Origin of the sequence: Streptomyces sp. Ru71, from assembly GCF_002920535.1 — a bacterium.
Lineage (GTDB): Bacteria > Actinomycetota > Actinomycetes > Streptomycetales > Streptomycetaceae > Streptomyces.
Genome location: NZ_PQSS01000056.1, coordinates 1 through 17,917, shown reverse-complemented (window position 1 = coordinate 17,917; position 17,917 = coordinate 1). Strand labels below are relative to the sequence as shown.

Here is a 17,917-nt window from a genome sequence, read left to right as displayed (position 1 = left end):
CAGTCTAGAGGGGCTGGTGGACGGGCGTCGTCCGGGTCTCGGCGCCCCAGCGGGCCGTCACCCGTACCGCGTCGAGCGTCGCGGCCACGTCGTGCACGCGCAGGCACCACGCGCCCCGTGCGGCGGCCAGGACGGACACCGCGGTGGTCGCGGTGTCGCGCAGGGGCGCCGGGCGCGGGCGTCCCGTCGCCGGGTCGGCCAGGACCTCGCCGAGGAAGGCCTTGCGGGAGGCACCCACCAGGACGGGCAGGCCGAGGGCGTGGATCTCGTCGAGCCGGCCCAGCAGCTCCCAGTTGTTCCCGGTGGTCTTGGCGAAGCCCAGCCCGGGGTCGACGATCAGACACTCGGGCCGCACGCCCGCGTCCAGCGCGGCGTCGATCCGCAGGCGCAGCTCGTCGACGACGTCCGCGACGACGTCGTCGTACACCGCGTTCGCCTGCATGCCGGCGGAGTGGCCGCGCCAGTGCATCACGACGTACGGCGCCTGGGCGCGGGCCATCAGCGCCGGCATCGCCGGGTCGGCGAGGCCGCCCGAGACGTCGTTGACCAGCCGTGCCCCCGCGTCGAGGGCACGGGCGGCGACCTCGGCCCGCATGGTGTCGACGCTGACGGTCGCCCCGGCCGCGGCGAGCTCCCGCACCACGGGCAGGACGCGCCGCAGCTCCTCCTGCACCGGCGGGCGCACCGCGCCGGGGCGGGTCGACTCCCCGCCCACGTCCACGATGTCGGCGCCCTGCTCCAGCAGGGCGAGCCCGTGCGCGACGGCCGCCTCCGGCGCGTAGGAGCGTCCGCCGTCGGAGAAGGAGTCCGGGGTGACGTTGACGACGCCCATCACCAACGCCCGCCCGGGCCGCGGCAGCCCGGACGGGTGCAGCCGCGGCAGGCCCGGGCGGGCGGTGGTGGCGGCGTCGGCCGTGGCGGTCACGGCGACCCGGCCGCGATCGTCACGGCCGCATCGCCGTTCACCGGTACTCCACGGCCGCGTCCAGCAGCCAGTCCGTCAGATAGCCGGCGAACGAGGACCGCACCAGGACCCAGAAACCGGCCCGGGGCTCGTCGCGGGCCACCAGGACGACCTGGGTGCGCGCCAGCGTCGTCTGGGCGCTGCGCCCGGGTCCGAAGGCGCGCGGGTGCAGGTCCAGGGAGCAGCCGTGGGCCAGCAGGTCGCGGGCGCGCGGCCCGCCGACCAGGAGGGTGGTGCGCTGGGCGGAGACGTCGGTGACGGAGACGTGCTCCTGGCCGGCGGCCTCGCGGATCCGGCTCTCCAGCTCCCGCTGGGTGCCGGGCCGGCCCACGACGAGCCACTCGTCGGGGCCGAGCCACACCGCGGTCAGCTCCCCGGCGTGCACCACGGTGTTGGGTTCCAGGGGCAGCTGCAGGCCCAGGGCGAGTCCGACGGCGTCGGCCCCCGGGCCTTTGGCGTCCAGGCGGACGTTCACCTGGGCCAGCAGGGGCAGTTCGGCCAGCCGGATCGCGCCGCGGGAGGCGCGGGTCGCGGCGGCCAGGCGGGGGGCGGCATGCGCCAGGGGGCTGCGCTGCCGTGCGGTCAGGGCGGTGTCAGCCATCGCGGCGGGCTCCCTCGGGGTCGAAGAGGACGGGGCTTGCCACGGTCACCGGGACCAGCCGGTCACCGACGGGTGCGTAGAGGCGTTCGCCGATGCGCTCCCGGCCGCCCTTGATCAGGGCGAGCGCGAAGGTACGGCCGAGCGCCGCGCTGCGGTAGCTGGAGGTGACGTGGCCGAGCATCGGCACGGGCGGGGCGGGCAGTTCGCTGTCGGCGACCAGATGGGTGCCCTCCGGGAGGAAGGTGCCCGGGTCGTCCGGCAGCAGCCCCACGAGCTGCTTGCGGTCGGGGCGGACGGTGTCGGCGCGGGCGTAGGAGCGCTTGCCGATGAAGTCGGGCTTCTTCTTCGACACCGCCCAGCTCATGCCGAGGTCCTGCGGGGTGACCGTGCCGTCGGTGTCCTGGCCGATGATCGGGTAGCCCTTCTCGGCGCGCAGGACGTGCATGGTCTCGGTGCCGTACGGGGTGATGCCGTACGGGGCGCCGGCCTCGTACAGCGCCTCCCACAGGGTGAGCGCGTCCCACGGCGAGACGTTGATCTCGTAGGCGAGTTCACCGGAGAAGGAGATCCGGCACACCCGCGCCTCGATGCCGGCGACCCTCGTCTCCCGCCACGCCATGAACGGGAAGTCGTCGTTGGAGACGGCCAGTTCGGGCGCGAGCGAGCCGAGCACCTCGCGGGACTTCGGACCGACCAGGGCGACGGTGGCCCACTGCTCGGTGACCGAGGTGCAGTGCACCTTCAGCTCGGGCCACTCGGTCTGCAGCCACTCCTCCATCCAGTCCAGGACGGCGGCCGCGTTGCCGGTCGTGGTGGTGACCAGGAACCGGTCCCGGTCGAGCCGGATGACCGTGCCGTCGTCGAAGACCATCCCGTCCAGGCGGCACATCACGCCGTAGCGGATCATGCCGACCTTCAGGGTGCTCATCATGTTGGTGTAGAGCCGGTCGAGGAAGACCGCCGCGTCCGGGCCCTGCACGTCGATCTTGCCGAGGGTGGAGGCGTCCATGAAGGCGACGCTCTCGCGGGCGGCGCGGCACTCGCGCAGGACGGCCGCCTCCATGTCCTCGCCGGGCTGCGGGTAGTACCAGGGCCGCTTCCACTGGCCGACGTTCTCGAACAGGGCGCCGTGCGCCACATGCCACTCGTGCAGGGCCGTCGTGCGGACCGGGTCGCTCAGCGCGCCCCGGTCGCGGCCCGCGAGGGCGGCGAAGGAGACCGGGGTGTACGGCGGGCGGAAGGTCGGCAGGCCGAGCCCGGAGACGTCCACGCCGAGGAGTTCGGCGACGACCCCGCTCGCCAGCACGCCGGCGGTGCGGCCCTGGTCGCCGCCGGTGCCGGCGGTGGTGTAGCGCTTGGTGTGCTCCACCGAGCGCAGGCCCGCACCGGTGGCCCGGGCCAGGTCGTCGACGGTGACGTCGCGCTGGAGGTCGACGAAGCGGGGCGCTCCGGTGGAGGTGGGGATCGTGAAGACCTGCATGGGCGGGGTGTGCGGCTGCGCGGCCACGGCCGGGAGGGCGGGCGTGACGGCGGTGTAGCCCTCGGCCGCGAGAGCACGGGCACCGGCCGCCGCGCCCTCGGAGAGCGCCGCGGCGAGATCGAAGGTGCCGTTGGCGCTGCCCGCGACCTCGACCGCCTGACGGGCGCTGTCGGGCACGAACGTGCCGAGCGTGTCGTCGTGACGGAGCTTGCCGCCGGACTGGCTGAACAGGTGCGCGACCGGGTTCCAGCCGCCGGAGACCAGCAGCAGGTCGACGGCGAACTCCCGCTGCCCGGCGCTCTGGCCGAACGGGGCGACGGTCACGGCGGTGAGGCGGGCACCGCCCTCCGTGCCGGTGACCGCGTGCCCGGCGAGCACCTCGATCCCGGCGGACCGGGCGCGCTGCGCCCACTCCCCCGGCTCCGGCCGGGTGTCGACGATCGCCGCGATCTGCACGCCCGCCGCCGCCAGGTCGAGCGCGGCGGCGTAGGCGCTGTCGTTGGTGGTGAACACGACGGCGTGCCGGCCGGGGACGACGGCGTAGCGGTGCAGGTAGGTCCGGGCGGAAGACGCCAGCATCACGCCGGGCCGGTCGTTGTCGCCGAACGCCAGCGAGCGCTCGTGGGCGCCGGTCGCGAGGACCACGCGCCGGGCACGGATGCGCCAGACCCGCTCGCGGGAGACGTTCTCGGGGGCGGCGGCGCCGAGGTGATTGGTGCGGCGCTCGACGGCGAGGAGGTGGTTGTCGTCGTAGTAGCCGAAGACCGTGGTGCGGCGCAGGACGCGCACCTCGGGGGCGAGGTCGAGCCGGGCCCGGGTCTCGGCGACCCAGTCGAGGTGCTCACCGGTGCCCAGCAGGCTGCCGCCCGGCTCGGGCTGGTCGTCGGCGAGGATGACGCGGGCGCCGCTCTCGGCTGCCGCCGCCGCCGCGGCGAGGCCGGCCGGGCCCGCGCCGACCACCAGCAGGTCGCAGTGGGCGTGCAGGGCGTCGTAGCGGGCGGGGTCGGGTTCGGTGGCGAGGCGGCCCTGGCCGGGCAGGCTGCTCGCGGCCAGGCCGTCGTACAGCTCGACCGCGGGGGCGGGGAGCATGGGCTCGGGGAAGGGGGCCTCGATCTGGACGACCGCGTTGGGTTCCTCGACGCCGGCGGAGAAGATGCCGCGGGGGCGGCCGAGCTTGATGCTGGTGCCGGCCTGGATGACGCCGTTGGCGAGAAGGGCGGAGGCGAGGGTGTCGCCCCGGTAGCCGCGGTACTCCTTGCCGTCGAAGGTGAAGGTGAGGGGGGTGTTGCGGTCGATCCGGCCGCCGGTGGGGGTGCGGAACGGCTGGGACTCGCTTCCGCCGCCCCTGCCCTTCCCGGCCTGAAGGGGCTCCGCCGCTTCGGCCCCGCCAGGGGGCTGCGCCCCCTGGACCCCCGACGGCCATGAACGGGCCTCGTCCTCAAGCGCCGGACGGGTTGCTTGCGCCGGACTGGGCTGAGAAGTGATCGCGCTCGGCTGGGACGTGGCCGGACGCGGCTCCAGCCTCTCCGGGCGGGGCTCGTCCGTCTTGTAGATCGCCAGGATCTCGTTCGTCGCCGTGTTGCGCACCGCGTTGAACCACTTGCGGCAGCCCGCCGCGTGGCTCCAGCGCTCGGCGAAGGGTCCCTTGGGGTTGTCGCGGAAGAACAGGTAGCGGGCCCACTCCTCGTCGCTGAGGGCGGCGGGGTCCTCCGGGTAGGGCACATGGGCCTGGCCGCCGTAGTGGAACTCGGCCTCGTCGCGGGGCCCGCACCACGGGCAGGAGATCAGCAGCATGGTCGGCTCCTAGTGGGCCACCGCGGCAGCGCCGTGCTCGTCGACGAGCGCGCCGGTGGTGAAACGGTCGAGCGAGAAGGGGGCGTTCAGGGCGTGGGGCGTGTCGTGGGCGATGGTGTGGGCGTACACCCAGCCGACGCCTGGGGTCGCCTTGAAACCGCCGGTGCCCCAGCCGCAGTTGAGATAGAGGTTGTCGACCGGGGAGAGGCCGACGATGGGCGAGGCGTCGGGGCTGACGTCGACGATGCCGCCCCAGGTGCGCAGCACGTGGGCGCGCGCGAACACCGGGAAGAGTTCCAGCGCGGCGGACATCTGCTCCTCGATGATGTGGAACGCGCCGCGCTGGGTGTAGGAGTTGTACGCGTCGATGCCCGCGCCCATCACCAGCTCGCCCTTGTGCGCCTGGCTGACGTACACGTGGACGGCGTTGGACATGACGACCGTCGGGTGCACCGGCTCCAGGAGTTCGGAGACCAGGGCCTGCAACGGGTGGCTCTGGACGGGCAGTTCGATGCCGGCCATGGCCGCGAGGACCGAGGTGTGGCCGGCCGAGCACAGGGCCACCTTGCCGGCCGCGATCGGGCCTCGTGTGGTCTGTACGCCCACGACCCGGCCGCCGACCACGTCCAGGCCGGTGACCTCGCAGTTCTGGATGATGTCGATGCCGGCCGCGTCCGCGGAGCGGGCGAAGCCCCAGGCCACGTAGTCGTGCTTGGCGATGCCGGCGCGCGGCTGGTAGGTGCCGCCGAGGACCGGGTAGCGCACGTCGGGCGAGGTGTTGACGATCGGGCAGACCTCTTTGACCTGATCCGCGTCCAGCCATTCGGCGTCCACGCCGTTGAGGCGGTTGGCCTCCACGCGGCGCACGCTGTCACGGACGTCCTGGAGGCTGTGCGCGAGGTTGAGCACACCGCGCTGGGAGAAGAGGATCGGGTAGTCCAGCTCCTCCTCCAGCCCCTCCCACAGCTTCAGGGCGTGCTCGTAGATGCCGGCGCTCTCGTCCCACAGGTAGTTGGAGCGGATGATCGTGGTGTTGCGGGCCATGTTGCCGCCCGCGAGCCAGCCCTTCTCCAGCACGGCGACGTTGGTGATGCCGTGGTTCTTCGCCAGGTAGTGCGCGGTGGCCAGGCCGTGTCCGCCGCCGCCGACGATGACGACGTCGTAGGACGGCTTGGGGTCGGGGTTGCGCCACAGGAAGTCGGGGTGGTCGGGGAGGTCGGCGCCGGGGGTGCGGGGGCTCATCGGGCGTCTCCGTCGTGCGAGAGGTGCGGGTAGAGCGGGCGCTTGGCCGCGAGGGCCTCGGTGCGGGCGCGCAGCGCGGGAACGTCCGGATCGGGCTGGAGCGCGAGCGCGATGACGTCGGCGACCTCGGCGAAGTCGGCCTCGCTGAAGCCGCGGGTGGCCAGGGCCGGGGTGCCGATGCGCAGGCCGGAGGTGACCATGGGCGGGCGCGGGTCGAAGGGGACGGCGTTGCGGTTGACCGTGATGCCGATCCGGTGCAGGAGGTCCTCGGCCTGCTTGCCGTCCAGGGGCGAGTCGCGCAGGTCGACGAGGACGAGGTGGACGTCCGTGCCTCCGGTCAGCACCTTCACGCCGGCCGCTGCGGCGTCGGGGCGGCTGAGCCGCTCGGCGAGCAGGTGCGCGCCGGCCAGGGTGCGGGCCTGGCGTTCGGCGAACTCGGGGGAGGCCGCGACCTTGAAGGAGACCGCCTTGGCGGCGATGACGTGCTCCAGCGGGCCGCCCTGCATGCCCGGGAACACCGCGGAGTTGATCTTCTTGGCGAGATCGGCGTCGTTGGTGAGGATGACGCCGCCGCGGGGGCCGCCGAGGGTCTTGTGCGTGGTGGTGGTGACCACGTGCGCGTGCGGCACGGGGCTCGGGTGCAGTCCGGCGGCGACCAGGCCCGCGAAGTGCGCCATGTCGACCATGAGGAGGGCGCCGACCTCGTCGGCGATCCGGCGGAAGGCCGCGAAGTCCAGCTGCCTGGGGTACGCCGACCAGCCCGCGATGATCATCTTCGGGCGGTGTTCCTTGGCGAGCCGCTCCACCTCGTCCATGTCGACGAGGTTGTCCGCCTCACAGACGTGGTAGGGCACGACGTTGAGCATCTTGCCGCTGTAGTTGATGCGCATGCCGTGGGTGAGGTGGCCGCCGTGCGCGAGGTCGAGGCCCATGACGGTGTCACCGGGCTGGAGCAGGGCGAAGAAGACGGCGGTGTTGGCCTGCGCGCCCGAGTGCGGCTGGACGTTGGCGTAGGAGGCCCCGAAGAGGGACTTGACCCGCTCGATGGCGAGCCGCTCGGTGACGTCGACGTGTTCGCAGCCGCCGTAGTAGCGGCGGCCGGGGTAGCCCTCGGCGTACTTGTTGGTCGCGACCGAGCCCTGGGCCTCCATCACCGCGATGGGCGCGAAGTTCTCGGAGGCGATCATCTCCAGGGTGGACTGCTGGCGGTGCAGCTCCGCGCGGAGGGCGTCGTGCACCTCGGGGTCCAGCTCGGCCAGGGGCGTGTTCAGCGCGTTCATACGGTGTTCGCGTTCCTCTCGGCGGCCTCGACGACGTTGGCGAGCAGCATCGCTCGGGTCATGGGTCCCACTCCCCCGGGCATCGGGGCGAGCCATCCGGCGACCTCGGCGGCGTCCAGGTGGACGTCGCCGACGAGGCCCTGCTCGGTGCGGGTGATCCCCACGTCCAGGACGGCGGCGCCGGGGCGCAGCATGTCCTGGGTGATCAGTCCGGGTGAGCCGGCCGCCGCGACGACGATGTCCGCCTCGCGGGTGTGCCAGGCCAGGCCCTTGGTGCCGGTGTGGCACAGCGTGACGGTGGCGTTCTCGGACCGGCGGGTGAGCAGCAGTCCGATGGGCCGGCCGACGGTGATGCCCCGGCCGATGACGCACACCCGCGCTCCGGCGAGCGGGACGTCGTAGCGGCGCAGGAGTTCGACGATGCCGCGCGGGGTGCACGGCAGCGGGGCCTCGGTGCCGAGCACGAGCCGGCCGAGGTTGACGGGGTGCAGTCCGTCGGCGTCCTTGGCAGGGTCCATGCGGGCGAGGACGGCGCCCGCGTCCAGATGGCGCGGGAGCGGGAGCTGGACGATGTAGCCGGTGCAGGCGGGGTCGGCGTTGAGTTCGTCGATGACGTCCTCGACCTGCCGCTGCGTGGCGTCGGCGGGCAGTTCGCGGCGCAGGGAGGCGATGCCGACCTGGGCGCAGTCGCGGTGCTTGCCGGCGACGTAGGCGTGACTGCCGGGGTCGTCTCCGACGAGGACGGTGCCGAGTCCTGGCGGACGGCCTTGTACGGCTGTCAGCTTGGCCACTCTCTCGGCCAGTTCGCGGCGGACGGCGGCGGCGGTCGCCTTGCCGTCGAGAAGTTGTGCGGTCACCGGCGGTGCTCCTTTCCCACAGTCAGCCGCGCAGACGGGACATCGTCGGGTCGAACAGCGGCTCCTCGGCGACGACCGCCTCGATCCGCTGGTCGAAGTAGCCGATGTGCACGGTGGTGCCGGGAGTGGCGAGTTCGGCGGGGAGCCAGGCGTAGGCGATGCCCTTGCCGATGGTGTAGCCGTAGGCGGCGCTGGTGACGTAGCCGACGGCGCTCTCGCCGGCGTACACCGGCTCCTTGCCCAGGACGACGGCCTGCGGGTCGTCGATGGTCAGGCAGGTGAGCCTGCGCCGCACGTCGGCCTTGCGCAGCTGCAGCGCGTCCTTGCCGATGAAGTCGCCCTTGTCGAGCTTGACGGCGAAGCCGACGCCGGCCTCGTAGGGGTCGTGCTCGTAGGTCATGTCGGTGCCGAAGGAGCGGTAGCCCTTCTCCAGGCGCAGGCTGTTGAAGGCGCCCCGGCCGGCGATGACGCCGCCGAGCGGTTCGGCCGCCGCCCACAGGGTGTCCCAGAGCTTCAGGCCCTGGTCGGCGGTGGTGTACAGCTCCCAGCCGAGTTCGCCGACGTAGGACAGGCGCATGGCCGTCACCGGGACGCTCCCGATGTAGGCCTGCTTGGCGCGGAAATACTTCAGGCCCTCGTTGGAGAAGTCCGCGTCGGTCAGCGGTTGCAGGACTGTGCGGGCGAGCGGTCCCCACAGGCCGATGCAGCAGGTGCCGGCGGTGATGTCGCGGACCTGGACGGTGCCGTCGGCGGGCAGGTGCCGGGTGAACCAGTCGAGGTCGAGGTTGCCGTTGGCGCCGACCTGGAAGCGGTCGCGGGCGAGGCGGGCGACGGTGACGTCGCTGCGGATGCCGCCGTCGTGGTCGAGGAGCAGGGTGTACGTCACCGAGCCGACCGACTTGTCGATCTTGCCGGTGCACAGCCGCTCCAGGAACGCCGCGGCACCGGGGCCGGTGACCTCCAGGCGCTTGAGGGCCGTCATGTCGTACATCGCGACGGTCTCGCGGGTGACCTGGGCCTCGGCGCCGACGATCGGGGACCAGTAGCGCGCGGCCCAGTCGTTGGGGGTCGGGATCCTGCGGCCCTCGACCAGCGGCGCGTTGGCCTCGTACCACTGGGGGCGCTCCCAGCCGTTCGCCTCCAGGAAGAAGGCGCCGTGGCCCTGCTGGCGGGCGTAGAAGGGGCTGGTGCGGATCGGGCGCGGGTCGCCGGAGGGCTGGAGCGGGTGGAGGATGTCGTAGACCTCGACGAAGTTCTGGCAGTCGCGGGCCAGGACGTACTCCGGGGACAGCTGGTGCGGCTCGAAGCGGTTGACGTCGCACTCGTGCAGGTCGAAGGAGGAGCAGTAGCCGTCGACCAGCCATTCGGCGACGGCCCGGCCGACGCCCGCTGAGTGGGTGACCCACACGGCCTCGGCGACCCAGAAGCCCTTGACGTCGGGGGACTCGCCGAGCAGCGGGTAGCCGTCGGTGGTGAAGGAGAACAGGCCGTTGATGCCCTCCTCGACCTTGGCCTCCTGCGTCGCCGGGAGCAGGGACTGCGTCTCGGTCCAGGCCGGCTCGAAGTCCTCCTCGGTGAACTTCAGCACCGAGGGCATCTCCTCGGCCTCGTCCACGGAGAGGATGTCGTCGGCGGAGACCGGCATGGGGCGGTGGCCGTAGTAGCCGATGCCGAGGCCGTCGTAGCGGTCGCGGTAGTACAGGTCGGCGTCCTGGTGGCGCAGGATCGGGCGGACCGCCTCCTCGATCTGGCCGGCCAGGGCCGGGACCGGGCCGGTCCAGGCGAGCTGGTGGGCCAGCGGGGTCAGCGGCAGGTTCATGCCGACCATGCGGGCGATCTTCGGGCCCCAGATGCCGGCGCAGCACACCACGATGTCGGCGTCGAGCTCGCCGTGGTCGGTGACGACGCCGGTGACCCGGCCCTCGCTCTGCTTGATGTCGAGGACCTCGTGCCGGGCGAGGAAGCGCACACCGCGCTCGGTGGCCCGGCGGATCTGCGCCTCGACGGCGAGGACGGCCTTGGCCAGGCCGTCGGTGGGGATCAGCAGACCCCCGAGGATCTTGTCGCGGTCCACCAGGGGGTGCTGCTCGACGCACTCGTCCGGGGTGAGCAGCCGCCCCTCGATGCCCCAGGAGGTGATCCAGCCGTGCCGGCGCTTCAGTTCCGCGAGGCGCTCGGGGCTGGTCGCCACTTCGAGGCCGCCGACCTGGAGGAAGCAGGGCTTGCCGTCCACGTCCAGGGAACAGAACTTCTCCACCGTGTAGCGGGCCAGCTCCGTCATGGTCTTCGAGGCGTTCGTCTGGAAGACCAGGCCCGGGGCGTGCGAGGACGAGCCCCCGGTGGCCGGGAGGGGGCCTTGGTCGACCACGGTCACTTCGGTCCAGCCGCGTGCGGAGATCTCATCCGCGAGGGCCGCTCCCACGACGCCCGCTCCGATGATGACCACTCGGGGTCCCGCCATCGCCCAACCTCCGAACTCGAAACCGCTGAGTTGCTTTCTGCGCAACTCGATTCAGGTTGCGCAACTCAATGTGCCTGTCGCCGTGATGGGTGTCAAGGGGTGCGTGACGTCGGAGAACGACCCGGAAAAACAGCCCGGACACGGCGATGCCCGGCGGGCGGCGCGCAGGTGTGCGCGCCGCCCGCCGGGCATCTCAACGGGTCTGCCGTACCGGCCCCTTACTTCAGCCAGGCCTCCACCTTGTCGCGGTGGGCCTCCACCCACTTCCGGGCCGCGGCGTCGTCCGACATCTTGTCCACGGCGATGTACTTGGCGACCTCGTTCTGGTCGTCGTTGGTCCAGTGGAAGTTCTTCACCAGCCGGTACGCGGGAGAGCCCGACTTGGCGAACTGGGTACTGACGATCTTGTCCAGTCCGTACACCGGATAGTCGCAGGCGATCTTGGCCGGGTCGGCGTCGCAGCCGTCCTTGTAGGCCGGCAGATCGACCTTCACCAGCGGCACCTCGGACATGAACCACTGCGGCTCGTAGAAGTAGCCGATCACCCACTGCTTGTTCTTCTCGGCGTTGCGGTACGCCTGGATCAGCGCGGTCTCGCTGCCCGCGTACACCACCTTGAAGTTCAGCTTCAGGTTCTTCACCAGCGCCGCGTCATTGGTGACGTAGGACGGGTCGCCGTCGAGCAGCTGGCCCTTGCCCCCGGACTCGGAGGTCTTGAAGTTGGCGGCGTACTTGTTCAGGTTGCGCCAGTCCTTGATGTCCGGGTGGGCCTTGGCCAGCCACGGCGGCACGTACCAGCCGATGACGCCCTTGTTGCCGGTCTGCCCGGCGGATACGGCGGTCTTCTGCTCGGTGATGTACTTCTTGAACAGATCGGGGTGACCCCAGTTCTCCAGGACGGCGTCCACCTCGCCGGTGCCGAACCCCTGCCAGGCGATCTCCTCCTTGAGGTCCTTCTTGTTGACCTTGCAGCCCAGATCGTGCTGCGCCACGTACGCGACGACCGCGGCGTCCGCCTGATAGCCCACCCACGGGTTGACCGCCAGGTTGAAGGTGCCGCAGGAGCCGTCCGCGTTCTTCGCGGCGGAGGCCGTGTCGCCGACCTTGGCTCCTACGCACCCGGTGAGGGTCAGTCCGAGGGCGGTCACGGCGGCCGCGCCGGTTCTGAAGTGTCGTGCCATGGTTGTGGTGCTCCTTACGCCCGGGTGCGTCGTGCCGCAGCCTGAGTGATCCGGTCGAACATGACTCCCAGCAGGACGATGGCGAGTCCCGCCGCCAGGCCCTTGCCGTACAGCTCCCCCTGTGAGAATCCGGCCACGACGTCGTAGCCGAGGGCGCCGGCCCCCACCAGGCCGCCCACCACGACCATCGACAGCACGTAGATCAGGCCCTGGTTGGTGGCGAGCGTCAGGGCGCTGCGGGCCACCGGCAGCTGGACCTTGGTGATGATCTGCCAGGTGTTGCACCCGGCCGAGGTGGCCGCCTCCACCGTGGACTCCGGCACGTTGCGCACACCGTCCGCGATGATCTTGATGGCGACGGGTGCCGCGTAGACGACCGCCGCGACGATGGCCGTGAACCGGGTGGCTCCGAACAGGGCCAGGAACGGCACCAGATAGACGAACGGCGGCATGACCTGGGCGGCGTCCAGCGTCGGCCGCAGCAGCCGGTCGACCAGCGCGCTGCGGCCCATCCACACCCCGAACACCGCGCCGAGCAGCATCACCAGCACCGTGGCCACGGCCGTGGACGCCAGCGTCGTCATGCCGTCCGACCACAGGCCGGTGCCGACGAGCAACCCGACGCACACCGCGGCCGTCACGCCCGCGCGCCAGCCGCCGAGCACCGCGCCGAGCGCGACCAGGGTGAGGCCGACGAGCCACCACGGCGAGTCGGTGAGCAGCGTCTGGAAGGGGTTGAGCAGGGTGGTGGTGATGACGTCCCGCACCGCGTTGGTCAGGCCCGACAGATGGTCCTGGAGCCAGGTGGTCGCCGTGTCGGCGGCGCTCGCGATGTGCCGGCCGGTGCCGCCGTCGCCGGGGAACTCGGCCGCGTAGACGTAGGTGTGGGAGACGTAGAGCAGGAAGGCGGTCCCGATGCCGCCCGCCACGAGCAGCGGCCGGCGCCATGTGGTGAACCGTCCACTCGTGCGCCGGCCCGCCTCGGCCCGGCTCGCCGCGGCTGTGGTGACCCGGTCGAGCACGATGGCCATGACGACGATGGCGAGTCCGGCGTTGAAGGCGGTGCCCACGTCGAGCGACTGCAGCGCCTGTACGACGGTCTTGCCGAGGCCGGGGGCGTCGATCAGGGCGGCGATGGTCACCATGGCGAGGGCGGCCATGATGGTCTGGTTGACGCCCATGACCACCGTGCGCTTCGACATCGGCAGCAGCACCTTCAGCAGTTGCTGTCTGCGGGTGGTGCCGAGCGAGTCCGCCGCCTCGACGGTGGTCTCGGGCACGGACCGGATGGCGTGCGCGGTGATGCGCATGGCCGGCGGTGCCGCGTAGATCACCGTGGTGATCACCGCGGAGGCGCCGCCGATGAGGAACACCAGGGTCAGCGGGGCGAGGTAGACGAAGGTCGGCATCGTCTGCATGAAGTCCAGGAACGGCGTCATGATCTTGTTGAACCGGTCGGACAGACCGGCCCACACGCCCAGCGGGATGCCGATGAGCAGCGCCACCAGGACCGCCGACAGGGTCAGCGCCAGCGTGTCCATGCTCTCCTGCCACAGGCCCTGGAGCCCGAAGAAGGTGAAGCCGGCCACGGCCAGCAGGGCGACCCGCCAGTTGCCCACGGCCCAGGAGAGGTAGCCGGTGAGGCCTACGACACCGAGCCAGCCGATCTGCGGGACCGGGCGGCCGGCCGTGGGCTGGGAGATCAGCGACTGGACGAAGGTGACCAGGTTGTCGATGCCCAGGCGGATCTCGTTGAAGAAGTACAGGAAGAGCGGGTTGGAGTTGCGGTTGGCTCCGATGGTGTCGTTGACGTCGTTGAGCCAGCGGTGCAGCCCGGTGAGGTCGGCCGCGGCGAGAGTGAGGGTCTGCCGGCCGCGCAGCACGGCGAACAGCACCAGCCAGGCCACGAAGATCGCCCCCACCACCATGGGGCGGCTGATCCTCTCGCGCAGGGCGGCGACCGGCGCGGTCGCCTCGGCGACGGCGGCCATCAGGCACCGCCCTCCTGCCCGGCGACGACGGCGAGGATCTCCTCGTCGCCGACGATGCCGAGCAGCTTGCCGTTCTCGACGACCTTGACCGGCTTCTCCGCGGCCAGCACGGCCCGGGTCGCCTCGCGCACCACGACGTCCGGGCCCAGCTCCGGGCCGTCGAGGGCGTCGTCGTCCTGCACGGGGCGCATGATCCAGCGCAGGGTGAGGACGTCGCCGCGCGGCACGTCCTGGACGAAGTCGCGCACGTAGTCGTCGGCGGGGGCGCCGACGAGCTCGTCGCCGGTGCCGCACTGGACCATCTTGCCGTCGCGCATGATCAGGATGCGGTCGCCGAGCTTGAGGGCCTCGGAGAGGTCGTGGGTGATGAACACCATCGTCTTGCCGACCTCGTGGTGCAGCCGGATGACCTCGTTCTGCATGTCCCGGCGGATCAGCGGGTCGAGCGCGGAGAACGGCTCGTCGAAGAAGAGCACCTCCGGGTCGCCGGCCAGGGCGCGGGCGAGGCCCACGCGCTGCTGCATACCGCCGGAGAGCTGGTCGGGGTAGGAGTTCTCGTAGCCGGCCAGGCCGACGAGTTCGACGACCTCACGGGCCCGGCGGACGCGCTCGGAGCGGCCCATGCCGCGGATCTCCAGGCCGAACGCCACGTTCTCCACGACCTTGCGGTGCGGCAGCAGGCCGAAGTGCTGGAAGACCATGGAGAACTTGCGGCGCCGCAGCTCGCGCAGCCGCTTGGCGTCGGCGTCGCGGATGTCCTCGCCCTCGAAGACGACCTCGCCCGAGGTGGGTTCGATCAGCCGGGTCAGACATCGCACCAGGGTGGACTTGCCCGAGCCGGACAGGCCCATGACGACGAAGACCTCGCCCGGTGACACCTCGAAGTTGACGTCCCGTACGGCGGCGGTGCATCCGGTGCGGTCCATGAGTTCGCGGCGGGTCAGCCCGCACAGCTCCTCGGACTGCGGCACCTGGTCGGCCTTGGGCCCGAACACCTTCCACAGCCGGCGCACGGAGATGACCGGGGTGCGGTCCTCGGGGTTCTGGGACGTGCGGCGCCGCTGCGGCACCTCGGTCTGTGCTGTGGTCACGTTCGACCTCTTTTCGGCGTTCAGCCGCTGAACCAGTGCTGCGGCCGGGGTTGGATGTTCTGCCAGACGTGCTTGGGCTCTCGGTACTCGGCGAGACCGCTCGGTCCCAGCTCACGGCCCACACCGGAGTGGCCGAAGCCACCCCATTCGGCTTGCGGTACATAGGGGTGGTAGTCGTTGATCCACACGGTGCCGTGGCGCAGCCGGCGCGCGACCCGCTGGGCCTTGCCCGCGTCCTGCGTCCAGACGGCGCCGGCGAGTCCGTACTCGGTGTCGTTGGCGATACGGACCGCGTCGTCCTCGTCGTGGAAGCGCTCGACGGTGAGCACGGGCCCGAAGGACTCCTCGTGCACCACGCGCATGTCCTGCGTGCACTCGTCGAGGACGGTGGGCAGGTAGAAGAAGCCGCCGGCGAGCGCGGGGTCGTCGGGGCGGGCCCCGCCGCAGCGCAGTACGGCGCCCTCGGCCAGCCCCGCGGCGACGTACGCCTCGACCTTCTCCCGGTGCTGTGCGGAGATCAGCGCGCCGGTCTCGGCCTCCGGGTCGAAGGGCCCGCCGAGGCGGATGCGGCGGGCGCGGCGCACGACCTCGTCGACGAAGGCGTCGTGGATCGAGTCCTCGACGACGAGCCGGGCGCCGGCCGAGCAGACCTGCCCGGAGTGCAGGAAGACGGCGGTGAGCGCGAAGTCGACGGCCGCCTCGAAGTCGGCGTCGGCGAAGACGACGTTGGGGTTCTTGCCGCCGAGCTCCAGGGCGACCTTCTTCACCGTGGCGGCGGCGGTGGCCATGATGTGCCGACCGGTGTCCAGGCCTCCGGTGAAGGAGATCATGTCGACGTCCCGGTGCTCGGACAGCGGGGCGCCCACCTCGGCGCCGGCGCCGAGGACCAGATTGGCCGTGCCGGCCGGCAGCCCGGCCTCTTCCAGTGCCTTCATCAGCAGGATGGAGGTGGAGGGGGTGAGCTCGCTGGGCTTGAGCACGATCGTGTTGCCGGCGAGGAGGGCCGGGGCGACCTTCCACGAGGCCTGCAGGAGCGGGTAGTTCCAGGGGGTGATCAGTCCGCAGACGCCGACCGGCTCGTAGGTGACCCGGCTGACGGCGTCGTCGCGGCCGGTGTCGACCACGCGGCCCGCGTCGGTGCCGGCGATCCCTCCGTAGTAGCGGAAGCAGGACACCACGTCCGCGATGTCGTACTCGCTCTCCACCAGGCGCTTGCCGGTGTCGAGCGACTCGGCACGGGCGAACTCCTTGGCGTCGCGCTCCAGGATGTCGGCGGTGCGCAGCAGCAGGGCGCCGCGTTCGCGTTCGGGGGTGTGGGGCCAGGGGCCGGAGTCGAAGGCCCGCCGGGCCGCGGCGATCGCCGCCTCGGTGTCGGCGCGCGTCGCCTCCGAGACCGTCGCGACGAGCGTGCCGTCGGCCGGGCAGCGGATCTCCCGTTGGCCGCCGGCCACGGGGACGCGCCATTCGCCGTCCACATACAGATCTGCCATGCGCCGACCCTTCATGGATTTCGTTGCGCATTGTGCATCGAATTGCTTGTGGTGGAACACCCTGGCGGAACGGGCGGACCACCGTCAAGAGGTCTGCGGATGCCTCTTTCTCCCGGTGGACCGATGGGGCCCCCACCCTTGACCGCGCGGGGCACGGACGCCAACCATGTTGCGTATCGCTCACCGCGTTGTGTCATACGCACCAGGGAGGCCCTGTATGTCCCCTCAGCCCCAGCCCGGCCGCGAGTACGTGCTCACGCTGTCGTGTCCGGACACCGCCGGACTGGTCCACGCCGTGAGCGGATTCCTCGTGCGCAACTCCGGCAACATCCTGGAGAGCCAGCAGTTCGACGACCGGCTCAAGGGCCGGTTCTTCATGAGGGTCCACTTCGATGTTTCCGATCCGGGCATCGGTGTGGAACAACTGCGTGACCGGTTCGGCCCGGTGGCCGAGGCGCACCGGATCAGCTGGACGCTGCGGGACGCCGCGACGCCGACCCGCACGCTGATCATGGTGTCGAAGTTCGGGCACTGCCTGAACGACCTGCTCTTCCGCCGGCGCACCGGCGCGCTGAACATCGAGATCCCGGCGATCGTCTCCAACCACCGGGACTTCGAGGCCCTGGCGCACACCTACGGCGTCCCCTTCCACCACATCCCGGTGACGAAGGAGACCAAGCCCCAGGCCGAGGCGCGGCTGCTGGAGCTGGTACGGGAGCTGAACGTCGACCTCGTGGTCCTGGCCCGCTACATGCAGGTCCTCTCCGACGACCTGTGCAAGGAGCTGGAGGGCCGCGCCATCAACATCCACCACTCCTTCCTGCCGAGCTTCAAGGGCGCCAAGCCCTACCAGCAGGCGCACGCGCGCGGGGTGAAGCTGGTCGGCGCGACGGCGCACTATGTGACGCCCGACCTGGACGAGGGGCAGATCATCGAGCAGGACGTGGTCCGGGTGAACCACTCCCTCGACCCCGACGACCTCGTCACCGTCGGCCGCGACGTGGAGGCGCAGGTGCTGGCCCACGCGGTGAAGTGGCACACCGAGAGCCGCGTCATGGTGGACGGCAACCGCACGGTGGTCTTCCGCTGAGCACAGCCCGGCGAACGGGGCGGGGCCGGCTGCACGGACAGCCGGCCCCGCCCCTTCGTATACAGACGCCAGGCCGCGCTCACGGACGAACGTCATACGACCCCCCGGCGGAAGCCCAGCGGCCCCACGCAAGTCCGAGCCCCGGCCCCAGACCGAACGGGGGCCGGGGCAGCCCCCGAAGACGGTCCGCGGGAGGGCAGCCCGCGAAGGCGGAAGGCCAGGGGCAACGCCCCAAGACGGGGGGCCGAGAGGCCCCCCAAGACAGGCCCGGGGCGACGCCCCAGGACGGGGCCGGGGCACGACAGCCCCCAAAGACAGGCCGAGGGCGCCAGCCCCCGAAGGCGGAGAGCCAGGGACGACACCCCAAGACGGGGGGCCGAGAGGCCCCCCAAGAC

The 17,917-nt window shown here is 71.6% G+C and carries 12 protein-coding genes; 1 reads left to right on the top strand and 11 read right to left on the bottom strand.

The features are described 5' to 3' along the window. Window positions 1-4 precede the first annotated feature (4 nt). From folP to C3489_RS26885, 11 genes are all read right to left on the bottom strand, one after another. The gene (gene folP / locus C3489_RS26935; RefSeq protein WP_103784673.1) at window positions 5-925 is read right to left on the bottom strand and encodes a dihydropteroate synthase; all 921 of its coding nucleotides are present in this window, start codon (window positions 923-925) and stop codon (window positions 5-7) included. Window positions 926-962: 37 nt separating this feature from the next. Next, window positions 963-1,565 carry a sarcosine oxidase subunit gamma gene (locus tag C3489_RS26930; RefSeq protein ID WP_103784672.1) on the bottom strand — a complete coding sequence of 201 codons (603 nt, stop codon included), beginning with the start codon at window positions 1,563-1,565 and terminating at the stop codon, window positions 963-965. Continuing rightward, window positions 1,558-4,839, bottom strand: a complete 3,282-nt coding sequence (locus C3489_RS26925; RefSeq protein ID WP_103784671.1) for a sarcosine oxidase subunit alpha family protein — start codon at window positions 4,837-4,839, stop codon at window positions 1,558-1,560. Before C3489_RS26925 ends, C3489_RS26930 begins: the two co-directional genes overlap by 8 nt. A gap of 9 nt (window positions 4,840-4,848) precedes the next feature. Continuing rightward, window positions 4,849-6,081 (bottom strand): sarcosine oxidase subunit beta family protein, encoded by a 1,233-nt coding sequence (locus C3489_RS26920; protein ID WP_103784670.1) that lies wholly within the window; start codon window positions 6,079-6,081, stop codon window positions 4,849-4,851. Beyond that, window positions 6,078-7,361: a serine hydroxymethyltransferase gene (glyA, locus tag C3489_RS26915; protein WP_103784669.1), complete on the bottom strand. Its 1,284-nt coding sequence runs from the start codon at window positions 7,359-7,361 to the stop codon at window positions 6,078-6,080. The genes C3489_RS26920 and glyA overlap by 4 nt, the downstream gene beginning before the upstream one ends. Continuing rightward, window positions 7,358-8,218, bottom strand: coding sequence for a bifunctional methylenetetrahydrofolate dehydrogenase/methenyltetrahydrofolate cyclohydrolase (locus tag C3489_RS26910; protein WP_103784668.1), 861 nt, complete (start codon window positions 8,216-8,218; stop codon window positions 7,358-7,360). The genes glyA and C3489_RS26910 overlap by 4 nt, the downstream gene beginning before the upstream one ends. Window positions 8,219-8,240: 22 nt before the next feature. After that, on the bottom strand, window positions 8,241-10,679 hold the full coding sequence (locus C3489_RS26905; RefSeq protein WP_103784667.1) for an FAD-dependent oxidoreductase: 2,439 nt from the start codon (window positions 10,677-10,679) through the stop codon (window positions 8,241-8,243). A gap of 218 nt (window positions 10,680-10,897) precedes the next feature. Beyond that, window positions 10,898-11,860, bottom strand: a complete 963-nt coding sequence (locus C3489_RS26900; RefSeq protein WP_103784666.1) for an ABC transporter substrate-binding protein — start codon at window positions 11,858-11,860, stop codon at window positions 10,898-10,900. Between the two features lie 14 nt (window positions 11,861-11,874). Beyond that, complete coding sequence (locus C3489_RS26895) at window positions 11,875-13,851, bottom strand: proline/glycine betaine ABC transporter permease (RefSeq protein WP_103784665.1); 1,977 nt, start codon at window positions 13,849-13,851, stop codon at window positions 11,875-11,877. Next, the gene (locus C3489_RS26890) at window positions 13,851-14,942 is read right to left on the bottom strand and encodes a glycine betaine/L-proline ABC transporter ATP-binding protein (RefSeq protein ID WP_103784664.1); all 1,092 of its coding nucleotides are present in this window, start codon (window positions 14,940-14,942) and stop codon (window positions 13,851-13,853) included. The genes C3489_RS26895 and C3489_RS26890 overlap by 1 nt, the downstream gene beginning before the upstream one ends. Window positions 14,943-14,962: 20 nt before the next feature. After that, window positions 14,963-16,432: an aldehyde dehydrogenase family protein gene (locus C3489_RS26885; RefSeq protein ID WP_103784663.1), complete on the bottom strand. Its 1,470-nt coding sequence runs from the start codon at window positions 16,430-16,432 to the stop codon at window positions 14,963-14,965. A 217-nt stretch (window positions 16,433-16,649) separates the two neighbouring features. Between C3489_RS26885 and purU the strand changes: the two genes are divergently transcribed. Further along, the gene (purU, locus tag C3489_RS26880; protein ID WP_103784662.1) at window positions 16,650-17,522 is read left to right on the top strand and encodes a formyltetrahydrofolate deformylase; all 873 of its coding nucleotides are present in this window, start codon (window positions 16,650-16,652) and stop codon (window positions 17,520-17,522) included. The last annotated feature ends 395 nt before the right edge of the window (window positions 17,523-17,917 follow it).